This window comes from Paenarthrobacter aurescens (assembly GCF_025421775.1).
In the GTDB taxonomy this organism is placed as follows: domain Bacteria; phylum Actinomycetota; class Actinomycetes; order Actinomycetales; family Micrococcaceae; genus Arthrobacter; species Arthrobacter aurescens_B.
In genome coordinates this window covers 1-279 of the sequence record NZ_JAOEFX010000160.1, presented here as the reverse complement: position 1 = coordinate 279, position 279 = coordinate 1, and the positions used below count along the sequence as shown (strand labels likewise).

Below are 279 nucleotides of genomic sequence, written 5' to 3'. Positions count from 1 at the left end.
GCACCAGACTCACTTCCCAGGCGTACTCAAAACCAACAAACTGACGAACCCATTCACACAACACCGGCAGATCCTGCCCCCATGGGCTGAAACGCACATACTGCTGCAGGGTTAACGGACCGAAAATCAGCTGAAATTTGTGCTGCCGATCCAGCACGGTATGACCGAGGATGGCACCGTCACCCAGCAGCGCGGACTCGTTGCCCACACCACGTTGCGTCTGGTCGTCCGTTTGCAGGGTTAGCCATTGTCCGACGTACTCGCGCATTTTGACCGGCA

The 279-nt window shown here is 57.0% G+C and carries 1 protein-coding gene; it reads right to left on the bottom strand.

The annotated features are described in order from the left end of the window. The coding region (locus N7568_RS23125) for a type VI secretion system baseplate subunit TssG (protein WP_261612056.1) at positions 1-279 on the bottom strand (279 nt) is incomplete at both ends.